The sequence below is a fragment of the Bacillus sp. ISL-77 genome (assembly GCF_018613105.1).
Map to the genome: position 1 here is coordinate 80,677 of NZ_JAGGQY010000047.1, position 13,219 is coordinate 93,895.

General features: G+C 40.8%; 10 protein-coding genes. All 10 read left to right on the forward strand.

What is annotated here, in order from left to right; translation table 11 throughout:
* Positions 1–309: 309 nt before the first annotated feature.
* On the forward strand, positions 310–912 hold the full coding sequence (locus J7E77_RS19510) for a cell wall hydrolase (RefSeq protein ID WP_214716565.1): 603 nt from the start codon (positions 310–312) through the stop codon (positions 910–912).
* Positions 913–1,290: 378 nt separating this feature from the next.
* Positions 1,291–2,652 (forward strand): APC family permease, encoded by a 1,362-nt coding sequence (locus J7E77_RS19515; RefSeq protein ID WP_214716566.1) that lies wholly within the window; start codon positions 1,291–1,293, stop codon positions 2,650–2,652.
* Between the two features lie 206 nt (positions 2,653–2,858).
* On the forward strand, positions 2,859–4,145 hold the full coding sequence (locus tag J7E77_RS19520) for a Glu/Leu/Phe/Val family dehydrogenase (protein WP_214716567.1): 1,287 nt from the start codon (positions 2,859–2,861) through the stop codon (positions 4,143–4,145).
* Between the two features lie 32 nt (positions 4,146–4,177).
* Positions 4,178–4,468 carry an SAV0927 family protein gene (locus J7E77_RS19525; protein WP_214716568.1) on the forward strand — a complete coding sequence of 97 codons (291 nt, stop codon included), beginning with the start codon at positions 4,178–4,180 and terminating at the stop codon, positions 4,466–4,468.
* Positions 4,469–4,490: 22 nt separating this feature from the next.
* Positions 4,491–4,739, forward strand: a complete 249-nt coding sequence (locus J7E77_RS19530) for a biotin/lipoyl attachment domain-containing protein (protein WP_214716569.1) — start codon at positions 4,491–4,493, stop codon at positions 4,737–4,739.
* Positions 4,740–4,855: 116 nt separating this feature from the next.
* Positions 4,856–6,979: a sigma 54-interacting transcriptional regulator gene (locus tag J7E77_RS19535; protein ID WP_214716570.1), complete on the forward strand. Its 2,124-nt coding sequence runs from the start codon at positions 4,856–4,858 to the stop codon at positions 6,977–6,979.
* Between the two features lie 249 nt (positions 6,980–7,228).
* Positions 7,229–8,722, forward strand: a complete 1,494-nt coding sequence (locus tag J7E77_RS19540) for an aldehyde dehydrogenase family protein (RefSeq protein WP_214716571.1) — start codon at positions 7,229–7,231, stop codon at positions 8,720–8,722.
* A 25-nt stretch (positions 8,723–8,747) separates the two neighbouring features.
* Positions 8,748–10,121 (forward strand): putrescine aminotransferase, encoded by a 1,374-nt coding sequence (locus tag J7E77_RS19545; RefSeq protein WP_214716572.1) that lies wholly within the window; start codon positions 8,748–8,750, stop codon positions 10,119–10,121.
* 28 nt (positions 10,122–10,149) lie between these two features.
* A complete protein-coding gene (gene gabT, locus J7E77_RS19550) occupies positions 10,150–11,520 on the forward strand; it encodes a 4-aminobutyrate--2-oxoglutarate transaminase (RefSeq protein ID WP_308160707.1) in 1,371 nt (456 codons plus the stop codon).
* A 39-nt stretch (positions 11,521–11,559) separates the two neighbouring features.
* Positions 11,560–12,981, forward strand: a complete 1,422-nt coding sequence (locus tag J7E77_RS19555) for an NAD-dependent succinate-semialdehyde dehydrogenase (RefSeq protein WP_214716608.1) — start codon at positions 11,560–11,562, stop codon at positions 12,979–12,981.
* Positions 12,982–13,219: the final 238 nt, after the last annotated feature.

Below are 13,219 nucleotides of genomic sequence, written 5' to 3' on the forward strand. Positions count from 1 at the left end.
AAATCCTGTACAAATTAAAGGGATTTGTTGTCAATTTGGTGAAGTTTTTGTGGTATCGACGGTCTTTCTAGGCCTTTTTAGTGTTACATTCCTGATACAGGATGTAATAATCGTTCCTAAACTGTCCAAGAGAGTTATTTTTAGGAAATAAATGAGTAATGGTTATTACTTCCAATTGATAGATGAAAGCTTTCATGCAGGGCGCTACTTAAGCCGTTCGTATGTTACCACATTTTGGGTAATGAATTGGAATGTTACAACTGTTAGCCTTAATAGTAGAGACGCGAGTCAAATATTGGAGGTAATAAAATGAATAAATTTAAAAAACTAATGATTGCGACTGGCCTAATCTTGTCCATGTCAGCTTTTACATTAAATGGAACAACAAAAGCGGCCACGACCACACATAAAGTACAATATGGAGAAACTTATTGGAAAATTGCAACTAAGTATGGTGTAACGGTTAATAGTCTATTAAAAGCAAACAATAAAACTAGCAGTCTTCTTTATGCAGGATCAAATCTAGTAATCCCGAACTCTTCGATTACTGCAGCAGAAAAAGACTTAATGGCCCGCCTTGTTCATGCTGAGGCAGTAGGTGAGCCCTATGCAGGGAAAGTAGCAGTAGCCACAGTGATTCTTAACCGCGTATCTAGCCCTGATTTCCCAAATACCGTTAATGGTGTTATTTATGAAAAGTCTAATGGCTATTATGCCTTCACGCCTGTCCAAAATGGTACGATTAACCAAGCTGCTGATGCTGCTTCCAAAAAGGCAGTAAATGAAGCACTTGCCTTTAGAGGCCAGGGCAAAGGATCGTTATTTTTCTATAATCCCAAAACAGCGGTAAGTAAGTGGATCTATTCTCGTCCAGTAACAGTAACCATCGGTAACCACCGTTTTGCAAAATAATTATCTTGTGTAATTCTAGTATGTCATGAACATAATAATATAATCAGAGAAGCAGTGAATTCCTAAAAATGGATTCACTGCTTTTTCGTTATGCAAATTAGAGTAGGTTATGCAAAATTTCATAATATCCAAGTTTGTGTTTTTTATAAAAACGAAATTAAAAAGTGCAAACTAGGAGTTTCGGCAGACAAACTCGATTAATCATAGTTGGCACGAAAATTGCAATTATTTTAAATAGTTAGACTCTTTAGGTAAAATGAAAGGAGGAACCTTTCTGAGTTAATTTGTTTTAATTCATTACACCATCTTCGCTTGAAACAAAATGTAAATGCTTACGATTTCTTATTAATAAACAAATATCCGGATATAAAAGGAGAGATGGTTAAATTGGAGAATACTACTCTTAAGCGCTCGCTTGGACTATGGGCAATCGTTATGCTCGGATTGGGTTATATGACACCAACCATAGTGTTTGATACATTTGGAATTGTCTCTGTAGAAACAAATGGTGTGGTCCCACTAGCATACCTAGCAGCATTGGTTGTTATGGTATTTACTGCTATAAGTTACGGGAAAATGGTACGGGTTTTTCCAAGTGCTGGTTCGGCCTATACGTATACCCGAGAGACCATGAGTCCGCATCTCGGATTCATAGTCGGCTGGGCAGCGTTGCTTGATTATATATTGCTTCCGATGGTGAATGCATTGATTATTCGTATTTATATGGTATCTGTATTTCCTAGTGTTCCAGCATGGATTTGGGTTGTCGTTTATGTTGCGATCATCACTGCGATTAATGCTTGGAGTATGGGGAAAACCTCGAATTTAAATGCCCTGCTCGTTATTTTTGAAGTTGTCTTAATTGCAGCATTTATTGTCCTTGCTATTGTCCAGCTTTCCAAAGGAATGGGGCAAGGAACGATTTTAACAACAACACCGCTTTTCCATTCAGATATCCACCTCGGAGCAATTTTGACAGGGGCAACAGTGGTTTGTTTCTCCTTTATCGGATTTGATGCCGTAACTATGTATGCAGAGGAAGCAATTGACCAAAAAACGATGCCGAGAGCGATTATGTTGACGGTCTTCATTGGCGGCGCCATCTTTTTCGTCTGTAGCTATTTCGCCCAAGCCTTATTTCCAGATGTTTCAGGTTTCAAAGTAACTGATGATACCTTACCTGAAATCGGATTGTTTGTGGGTGGAACACTGTTTAAACTGATTTTCCTTTCAGGTGCCTTTGCTGCAACGGTAGCTTCCGGACTTGCCTCACACGCAAGTGTATCAAGGCTTTTGTACGTTATGGGACGAAATGGGGTTCTGCCTAAAAAGGCATTCGGTTATGTCCATCCAAAATTCCGGACACCGGTTTTTAATGTCATCTTAGTCGGTGTTGTTTCACTGCTAGCGATTGCCCCAAGTCTTGAGTTGATTTCCTCCTTTATTAACTTTGGCGCGTTAATTGCTTTTACATTCGTCAATTTATCAGTCATTGCTCATTTCGTTTTTCGCCAGAAGAGATATAAAACAGCTAAGGATATTTTCTCCTATTTAATTATGCCGATCATTGGAGCTGGATTAACGGGAATTTTGTGGGTGAACTTACAATTTGATGCACTCATTGGCGGGATTGTCTGGATCGGAATTGGTGTGATTTATATGCTTTTCCAAACAAGATTCTTTAAAATCAAAATTGCTGATTTAAATATTGATGACGCAGAAAAGACCTCTTCCCTTTAACAAAGGAAGTTACCTGAGCCAGGCTAATCGCCTGGCTTTTTATTTTATTAGGATAGTGGTTTGAAAGGTATGCAGAAATGAATAATTCAATCATTTTTTCATAGCGTATAGCTCCGTTTTACTAGATCACCGTATAGTAACCCCTATTTATTAGTTGGCACGAAACTTGCTTTAATTTAAGTAACAATAAAAAATGAGGTGTTAGAATGGCAGTCAAATCTCTAGACACGAAGAATACGAAAGGAAGAGAACAGGATAATTCCCTTCTTGAGTTTCAAGAAACGTTAAAAGAAGCTGTGAATATCCTGAACTACCCACCCCAAGTATTCGAATTTCTAAAGAAGCCGATGAGATTTTTAGAAGTGAGTATCCCTGTTCGAATGGACAACGGACAAACAGAAATATTTCAGGGGTACCGGGCTCAGCATAATGATGCATCAGGTCCAACCAAAGGAGGAATCCGGTTTCATCCAGACGTCACGGCTGATGAGGTAAAAGCATTGGCTGGCTGGATGAGCTTAAAGTGCGGGATTACCGACCTTCCTTATGGCGGTGCTAAAGGCGGGATTATCTGCGACCCTCGTAAAATGAGTTTAGATGAATTGGAAAAGTTGAGCCGGGGTTACGTAAGAGCAGTTAGCCAGCTGGTCGGTCCAACAAAGGATATTCCAGCGCCTGATATGTATACGAACTCGCAAATTATGGCGTGGATGCTCGATGAATATGACCATATCCGTGAATTCGACTCCCCTGGTTTTATCACGGGAAAGCCAATTGCACTTGGGGGTTCGAAGGGGAGGGAAACAGCGACATCCAAAGGTGTTTTATATACGCTGCAAATGGTCTGTGAATTAAGGAAATTACAGTTAAAAGATACCCGTGTCATCATTCAAGGGTTTGGAAATGTTGGCAGTTTCCTTGCCCAGTATTTATATGAGATTGGCGCAAAAGTAATTGGGATTGGAGATATGCTCGGCGGTTTATATGACGAAAAGGGGTTAGAAATACCATATCTCTTGGAAAATAGAGATTCATTTGGCATTGTGTCAAATCGCTTTAATAGTTCAATTTCAAACCAGGATTTATTAGAAAAGGAATGTGATGTCCTTATTCCAGCAGCAATTTCCGGGGTAATCAATAAATATAATGCCAGTAAACTTAACTGTAATATTATCATTGAAGCAGCCAATGGTCCTACCACAAAAGATGCGTTAAAAATACTAGATGAACGGGAAATCCTTGTTGTCCCTGATATTCTTGCCAATTCCGGCGGCGTCATTGTCTCCTATTTTGAATGGTGTCAGAACAATCAAGGCTATTACTGGACAGAGGAAACCGTAGATGAGCGGCTCAAGGAAAAAATGACTGCCAGCTTTTTAAAGGTTTTTCATACCTCCAAAAGGTATGGTGTAAATATGAAAATCGCTGCTTATATTGAAGGAATTCAAAAGCTGGCAGAGGCTTCGAGGCTTCGAGGGTGGTTGAAATATTAAAAAATGAACTGAAAAAAGAGGAGGACATTTTTATGAAGTTAGAGATATTAGCCGAACAAAAAGAACAGCAGTTGTTCCATTACTTTTGTTTAATATCAAATAACCATCGCTATGATTTGACGATTGGTTATTCAGAGCAGTTTTTTGGGAAAGCGATGGTCACTTCGATTCAGTCTGGGAAAATGGTGTTACTTTGCCAAGAGGACACCTATTCAGACCATCATTGGGCAGAAAGACTGGGAATCGAAACAGAGGATATCCCTGAATTTCAAGAGTTCTTCGGTTTAGTATTACAGACACGGCCTTTTCAGGAGCAGTATTAAACGAAAAAGGAGAGCGATGTTCATGTATTATGGTGTAGTTCTTAGCCCGTGTTATGGGAAGGTGGCAAGGATTTCGATTAAAGGCGAGTCAAGAATTTATGAATGGGAAACCTTATTTATGATTAAATCAGAATCAGGCAAATTAGAAACGGTTCAGACTAGTTTGAGCGGCGAAGTCGAATCGCTTGAAGTGCAGGAAGGTGATAAAGTTATTCCAGGGATGGTCCTCGCTTATATTAAAGAAGATTTATTTGTTACTGGTAGTGATTAATTGCTAGAAAAAGAAGATGGGACGGACATCTTCTTTTTTTGTGCTAAATTTAATTTAAAACATTTAGAATAAAGTGATAATATAAGGTAGATAAGGTTTTAAGGGGGAAGTAAACGATGTTTTCCGTTGCCAAAGAAAAAGTGAAACCGATTATTTCAGTAGACGTGGATGAAAGTGAAGAAGTTTTTCGATCTACCTTAAATAACCTTAAGGAACCCTTTTTGTTTTTAAAAAGACAAAATCACTTATTTGCTTATGTACTGCTTGAAAACCATAAAAAAGAGCATGCTTCGATTGCATTTCTACTTAATCAAGCGAAATCGCTAGATAGCATCTGCCATCTTAGCGAACAAATTTCCTTGCCTGCTTTGTTCCAAATTATAGGCGAACCCTTTGCTATCATTAGAGGTGAAGATGGTATTCCAGCAGGTTATATTCGCAGAGAGGACGTTCTAGCGGAGCTTTTTAAGCAGGAAAATAAAAGTGTCGACTTACTTAAAATTATTCTAACTTCGATTCCGATGGGGATTTTTGTATTGGATAAGGAAAAACGAATTATTAATTATAATGAAGCCGGATTAAAAATGATTAGATCAACAGCAGATAAGGTTATGAATCTTCCCGCAGGAGACATTTTTAGCCGTACCCATCTTGATCAGGTATTTACAACCGGTAAGACGCTTCTTAATCATCTGGTAATCAAAAATGAAATCGGGATTCTTGTCGATTATAGCCCCATCTTAAACTATGAGAATGAAGTCGATGGCATCATCATTGTTGCCCAGGATTTGCCTATGGTCGAAGAAATGGCCATGGAAATTGAATATATTAAGGATTTAAATAAGGACCTTCATGCGATTTTGTCTAGTATATATGATGAAATCCTCGTGGTGAATGACAAAGGGGAACTAATTAGGTTCAGTGAAAACATCATTCAAGATTTCTGGAAAGTAGATTTAAAAGAACTGATTGGTAAGAATATTCTCGAACTTGAGGACCAAGGGCTGTTTACACCTTCGGTCACAAGACTTGTTTTAGAAAAAGGAAAGAAGGTCTCTGTTGTTCAAGAAACAAAAGCTGGAAGAAAAATTCTTGCCGTCGGAAATCCGGTCTTTAATGAAAAAAATGAACTCGACCGGATTATCATTGCATCACGCGATATTACCGAAACTACACGATTAAAAAGTGAACTGCAAGAAATTAAAAAGATATCAGAACAATATAAGAAGGAATTAGACGATTTTAAAAGTAAGGACCGCTTTTTGAAAAAGCTTATTTACTGTAGTCCGAAAATGGAGAAGATTATCAATCAAGCCAAGAAAATTGCTGACTTTTCTTCGACAGTACTTCTTAACGGGGAATCTGGAGTTGGAAAAGAAGTAATTGCTCAGGCGATCCATCAATTAGGCAGACGCTCGACAAAGCCATTTCTTAAATTAAACTGCGGGGCGATCCCAGAAAATTTACTTGAAAGTGAACTATTCGGTTATGCGAAAGGGTCATTTACCGGAGCGGATAAGAATGGAAAAGAAGGATACTTTAAACAGGCTGATGGCGGTATTTTGTTTCTGGACGAAATCGGTGAGATGGCAATCCATCTACAGGTAAAATTGTTACGCGTACTGCAGGAGCAGGAAGTAATTCCGATTGGAACTACAATGCCAATAAAGGTGGATGTGCAGATTATCGCGGCCACCAATAAAAAATTAGAGAAAATGGTTGAGGAGGGTACCTTCCGCGAGGATTTGTTTTATCGCTTGAATGTCATTCCGATCCACATTCCGCCATTAAGAGAACGGACAGAGGATATTTCGCTGCTCGCCTTTCATTTCCTTCAGCAATTGAATGAGAAATATGAGCGCAATTATCATCTAACCCCTGATGCTATTAATGTATTAGAGTTTTATCCATGGCCGGGTAACGTCAGGGAACTTCAAAACATTATTGAAAGATTAGTAGTCACTGCCGAACACCCTACGATTGATGCTGAATTTGTCAGCCAATTTTTATCAATCGGCTTGGAACATAAAAAGATGAAGCCTGTAATTACAAGGGTCATTCCATTGCAGGAGGCCATTGATCATGTCGAGGAGCAGTTAATAGTGATGGCGATGAACCAATTCAAAACCACCACAAAAGCAGCCAAAGCATTAGGTATCAGCCAATCATCCGTTAGCAGAAAGTATCAAAAAATATTAACAGAGAAAAATATTAAAATCGAAAACTTATCTACCTTTTAATGAAAAGCTGTTTTAGATCTCGATGATCTGAAGCAGCTTTTTTTATGTCCAGCTCCAGCGCCTAGGGGCTCGGGGGCATAAGCCCTTGAAAAAGGGCTTCCGCTTTTTGATTATGCAAAATAAACTAGGTTATGCAAAGTTGCATACTATTTATTCAGATATTTTGAAAGAAACCTATTTCGATAGTCAATAGGCATTGGCACGCTTCTTGCATTAATGTTAGTGAGGGTGAATAAAGGAGGAATTTAAATGGTCGAGGTAAAAAACCGAGTTGTAAACCTGAAGATGTTTATTGATGGTGAGTGGAAGGATGCCGAAAATCAAGAAACACGCCCAGTTATTAATCCTGCAACTGGTGAGGTTATTTCATATGCACCTGAAGGAACGACTGCTGATGCTCGTACTGCAATTTATGCAGCACGGAGAGCTTTTGAAGAAGGTGTTTGGTCAGGGATTTCTGCTCAGGAACGAGCCTCCTATTTATTAAAAATTGCTGACAAAATTGATGAATATACCGATGAATTAACCCAGTTGGAAACAATGGATAACGGGAAACCATTAAGAGAAGCAGGCTTTGATGTCGGGGATGCGGCCGCCTGTTTCCGCTATTATGCCGGCCTGATTACAAAGCCTGATGGACAGACCTACCATGTCGCCGATCCTATGCAGGCTATGGTTGTCCGCGAGCCGGTAGGTGTTTGTGGCTTAATTGTTCCGTGGAACTATCCGTTGTTAATGAGTGTTTGGAAAATTGCCCCTGCCTTAGCAGCGGGAAATACAATTGTCTTTAAACCGTCTGAAGTGACGCCAGTAACCCCGAAAAAGCTATTTGAAATTTTTGAAGAAGTTGGTTTGCCAAAAGGGGTGGCTAATATGGTAATGGGCGCTGGAGCGGTTGTTGGAAATGAAATCGCTTCCCATCCTGAGGTCGATATGATTTCGTTTACCGGCGGTACGAAAACGGGCAAGCACATTATGAAAACAGCAGCTGATACGATGAAAAAAGTTTCATTAGAATTAGGCGGTAAATCGCCCAATATTATTTTTGCTGATGCTGACTTTGAAACAGCAGTCGATTATGCCTTATTTGGTATCTTCGCAGGGTCCGGTCAAGTATGCTCAGCTGGTTCAAGGATCCTTGTCGAAGAAAGCATCCATGATCAATTCGTCCAGCGTTTTGTCGAACGGGCTAAGCGAATTCAAGTAGGACCAGGAAATACATCTGGAACAGAGATGGGTCCGCTTGTCAGTCAGGAGCACTTAGAAAAAGTTCTTTCTTATATTGAATTAGGCAAACAGGAAGGTGCTACAGTTGCTTGCGGGGGAAATCGAATCGTCAGCAACGGGTTAGAAAAAGGTTATTTTGTTGAACCCACCGTTTTTGTCGATGTGAACCAAGAGATGAGAATTGTCCAAGAGGAAATCTTCGGTCCTGTTGTTGTGATTCAGAAGTTCAAGGACGAAGCGGAAGCTATAAAACTTGCAAATGGTACGGTGTATGGGTTAGCCGGTGGTGTGTTTACCAATAATGGTGCAAAGGGTTTGCGGGTCATAAAAAAGCTGCGTGCAGGGATTACTTGGGTAAATTCCTACCATCCTACTTATAACGAAGCACCATGGGGAGGCTATAAGCAAAGTGGGATTGGGCGAAGCCTGGGAACGTTTGGGCTTGAAGAATTTCAAGAAATAAAACAGATTAATATCAATTTACAGGTTGAGCCGGTTGGCTGGTTTTCAAACTAATTCACTACTAGGAGGAATATAAATTATGAGTATCGATTTAAAACAAGAATTAAAAAGTGAGCAAAATAAAAATGTTAGTGAATATATTAATAAGGTTCTAAGTTTAATAGAAAAAGAGGAAATTAATGAAGCGGAAGCGGCTTGGATTACGAAAGAAACCGTTGACGGATTCCGTGAGAACGTAAATCCAGGCTTCCTAGAATACCGCAAAACAGTTACTGAAGGCGGCCAATTTGCGGCAGTGGAATGGTCTGATAATGGATCATGCTTTAAGGATGTTAATGGTAAGGAATATATTGATTGTCTTGGCGGCTTTGGCATCTATAATGTCGGTCATCGAAATCCTAAGGTGGTTAAGGCGGTAACTGACCAATTAAAACGTCAGGCGCTTCATAGTCAGGATTTGCTCGACCCGCTTCGTGCGATGTTAGCAAAAATCTTAGCCGATATCACTCCAGGCAATTTAAAGTATGCCTTTTTTACCAACAGCGGGACAGAAAGTGTGGAAGCAGCCTTAAAGCTCGCGAAAATGTACAGCGAGCGGACAACATTTATTTCTACTACTCGTGCATTCCACGGGAAAAGTTTAGGCTCGTTGTCAGGAACGGCGAAAGGGATGTTCCGTAAACCATTCTTACCGTTAATACCAGGCTTCCGTCATGTGCCTTTTGGCGATATAGACATGATGAGAAAAACGTTTGAAGTCTGTGCTTCCGTTGGAGAAGATGTGGCTGCAGTTATTTTAGAGCCGATTCAAGGTGAAGGAGGAATCATCCTTCCACCGGAAAACTATTTAAAACAAGTTCGTGAGCTTTGTGATCAATATGGCTCCTTGCTCATATTTGATGAAGTGCAAACAGGAATGGGCCGAACTGGAAAAATGTTTGCTGCTGAACTGTATGAGGTTGTACCAGATATTATCTGTCTAGCAAAGGCCTTTGGCGGCGGAGTGATGCCAGCAGGTGCCGTTGTAGCCACCGAAAATGTTTTCAAGAGCTGGTTTGATAATCCATTTATGCATACAACAACCTTCGGCGGTAATCCGTTAGCATGTGCGGCAGCGATTGCGACGATTGGGGTGTTAATTGAAGAAAAGTTACCAGAAAGAGCAGCGGAAGTGGGGGCCTATTTCCTTGCAGAACTGAAAAAGGCAGCAAAAGACCATGAAGATAAGATTCAAGAGATCCGTGGTCAAGGCTTAATGATTGGCATTGAATTCCATCAAGATGAAATCGGCTACGAGGTCTCAAAAGGGATGTTTGACAGAGGAATCCTAGTAGCAGGGACTTTGATTAATTCAAAAACCATTCGTATCGAGCCGGCTTTGACCATTAGTTATGAAGAGGTAAATAAAGTGGTTAGCACCTTTAAAGATGTATTAGAACATTTAGATGTCTAACGATTTTTTAAGAAGGGGGAGCACAGAGGTGGAAAAGAAATATGTTAAGCTCCAAACAGAGATACCTGGGCCGAAATCAATGGAAATTTTGGAGCGGAGAAATAAATATGTCCCAAAAGGAATCAGCAATAACTGCCATTCCTTTGTAAAAAAAGCGCAAGGAGCCCTGGTCGAAGATGTCGACGGTAATTGTTATATTGATTTTGCTGGCGCTATTGGAACGATAAATGTTGGCCATTCACATCCAAGAGTGGTTAGAGCTCTTCAAGAACAAGCTAGTCAATTTATCCACACGGGCTTTAATGTGATGATGTATGAATCGTATATAACTTTAGCCGAGCGGCTTTGCCAGCTTGCCCCGGGTGATTTTGACAAGCAGGCGGCTTTTTTTAACAGTGGTGCAGAAGCGGTTGAGAATGCTGTAAAGATTGCCAGGAAATATACAAAGCGCCAGGGAATTGTTTCGTTTACAAGAGGGTTCCATGGACGGACGTTAATGACAATGACGATGACAAGTAAAGTGAAGCCGTATAAATATGGCTTTGGACCATTCGCACCAGAGGTTTACAAGGCGCCATATCCCTATGGGTACCGCCGCCCTGAAGGAATGAATGAGCAGCAATATAGCGATATGATTATTGAACAATTTGAACAGTTTTTACTGGCGGAAGTTGCTCCTGAAACGATTGCAGCTGTCGTAATGGAACCAGTGCAAGGAGAAGGCGGCTTTATCGTCCCTGACACTGCCTTTGTTAAGCGTGTAAGAGAAATTTGCACACAGTATGGAATCTTGTTTATTGCCGATGAAATCCAAACCGGGTTCGCGCGGACCGGAAAGTACTTTGCCATCGATCATTTTGGAGTCGTGCCTGATTTAATTACGATATCGAAATCAATGGGGGCTGGTGTTCCGATCAGTGGCGTGATTGGCAGGGCAGATATTATGAATACCGCTGAAGTTGGCGAAATCGGCGGAACCTATGCGGGAAGTCCGCTTGGATGCCGGGCAGCGCTGACAGTATTAGATATTATTGAAAGTGAACAACTGAATGACCGGGCCAGAAATATAGGAGACCGCGTGCTCGAAAAAATGCACCTCCTTGCGGAACGTTTTGAAGGCATTGGTGATGTCCGCGGCCTGGGTGCCATGTGTGCGATGGAAATCGTCAAGGATAGACAATCGAAAACACCCGATAAAGGAGCGGTTGGAAAAATTGTGAAAGCTGCAGGGGAACGTGGCTTGATGTTACTTAGCGCGGGGATTTATAGCAATGTTATTCGCCTGCTCATGCCCATAACGATCCCTGATGACCAACTGGAAGAAGGACTACAAATTCTTGAAGAAGCAATGGAAGCAGTTTATAAAAATGATCCTGCCATATACGTTGGAGGGGAATAAAATATGGATACTGTAAAGAAAAATTATCAAATTTATCCCATGTATCTTAACGGAGAATGGGTTGGAAGTGATTATGAGGTAATAACAGAAATTATTAATCCTGCAACAAATGAAGTAATTGGTGCCGTGCCAACAGGCGGCGCATATGAAGCAGAAAAGGCTGTCAATGCAGCCCATAAAGCCTTCAAAATCTGGTCGAAGAAAACTTCGGAAGAGCGTTACAAGTTGCTGATGAAATGGTTCAATTTAATTGAAGAAAACAAGCATGATATTGCACGGATTATGACAATTGAGCAGGGTAAACCGCTAAAAGAAGCACTTGGAGAGGTTCAGTATGCAAATGGCTTCATCTCTTGGTATGCCGAAGAGGGAAAACGGGTGTACGGTGAAACGATTCCGGCATCGCATCCAAATAAAAGAATCCTAGTTAGAAAGGAACCAGTTGGTGTGATAGCGGCGATTACCCCGTGGAACTTCCCGGCGGCAATGATTACGAGAAAAGTAGCGCCGGCACTTGCAGCAGGCTGTACAGCCGTTGTAAAACCAGCTAATCAAACACCGCTCACAGCATTAAAAATGGCTGAGCTTGCCCATGAAGCCGGAATTCCTGCAGGGGTTTTGAACGTAATAACTGGACGGTCGTCAGAAATTGGCGAATCGTGGCTGAAGGACCCACGCGTGACAAAAATTACCTTTACAGGATCAACAGAAGTTGGAAAAACGTTGATGCGAGGTGCCGCTGAAACAGTCAAAAAGGTTTCGCTCGAACTTGGCGGGAATGCCCCATTTATTGTGATGGATGATGCAAATTTAGCGAAAGCCGTTGAAGGACTTGTGCAATCAAAATTTCGTAATGCAGGTCAGACTTGTATTTGTACTAACCGAGTATTTGTGCAAGAAGGGATAGCAGACAAATTTATTAAGCTTTTTCAAGCAGAATTAGAAAAGCTTAAAGTTGGCAACGGACTGGAAGAGGGAACAGATATCGGTCCACTAATCGATCAAGCCGCTTATAAAAAAGTAGAAGGACTGGTCAAGGATGCAGTTGAAAAGGGTGGAAAAGTCACTTATAGCGGGCTCAAGCCTGCGGAAGACAACGGCTATTTCTATGCTCCAACAATTTTGACCAATATTAATGACGAAATGGAGTGCATGAAGGATGAAATCTTTGGCCCACTCGCTCCGATTTCGACCTTTAAAACGGAAGAGGAAGTTATTGAACGAGCAAACAATTCTTGTTACGGATTAGCTGCCTATGTGTATACAGAAAATTTAAGCCGTTCCTTTAGAATCACGGAACAACTGGAATACGGAATCATTGGCCTGAATGATGCCCTGCCTTCAGTCGTTCAAGCACCATTCGGGGGATTTAAAGAGAGTGGTCTTGGACGAGAAGGTGGACATTACGGCATCGAAGAGTTTTTAGAAGTAAAATATATATCGATAGGTTTGGATTTATAGGAGTCATTTTTTCTTCGAGAGAAACCACGACTAAAAGCTACAATCATGCAAGGGGAGTATGCGCTCGGGTATCGCGAGGACAAACCATTAAGTAGAATGCTACCACCTTGGCCGCTTGAAGAAAGTTTAATTAAAGGGTAGATCTATTTTAATAGGAATAAGCCGTGCATTTTGAGAACCTCATACACGGCTTGTTCTTTTTATTTTAATTTGATGAAATTTAAGATTATTATCAGTT

Excerpts from the sequence above, each read along its gene's own strand:
- J7E77_RS19535 (WP_214716570.1), top strand. The coding sequence starts at position 4,856 with ATGTTTTCCGTTGCCAAAGAAAAAGTGAAACCGATTATTTCAGTAGAC.
- J7E77_RS19555 (WP_214716608.1), top strand. The coding sequence starts at position 11,560 with ATGTATCTTAACGGAGAATGGGTTGGAAGTGATTATGAGGTAATAACA.
- J7E77_RS19525 (WP_214716568.1), top strand. The coding sequence starts at position 4,178 with ATGAAGTTAGAGATATTAGCCGAACAAAAAGAACAGCAGTTGTTCCAT.
- J7E77_RS19510 (WP_214716565.1), top strand. The coding sequence starts at position 310 with ATGAATAAATTTAAAAAACTAATGATTGCGACTGGCCTAATCTTGTCC.
- J7E77_RS19515 (WP_214716566.1), top strand. The coding sequence starts at position 1,291 with ATGGTTAAATTGGAGAATACTACTCTTAAGCGCTCGCTTGGACTATGG.
- J7E77_RS19520 (WP_214716567.1), top strand. The coding sequence starts at position 2,859 with ATGGCAGTCAAATCTCTAGACACGAAGAATACGAAAGGAAGAGAACAG.
- J7E77_RS19545 (WP_214716572.1), top strand. The coding sequence starts at position 8,748 with ATGAGTATCGATTTAAAACAAGAATTAAAAAGTGAGCAAAATAAAAAT.
- J7E77_RS19540 (WP_214716571.1), top strand. The coding sequence starts at position 7,229 with ATGGTCGAGGTAAAAAACCGAGTTGTAAACCTGAAGATGTTTATTGAT.
- J7E77_RS19530 (WP_214716569.1), top strand. The coding sequence starts at position 4,491 with ATGTATTATGGTGTAGTTCTTAGCCCGTGTTATGGGAAGGTGGCAAGG.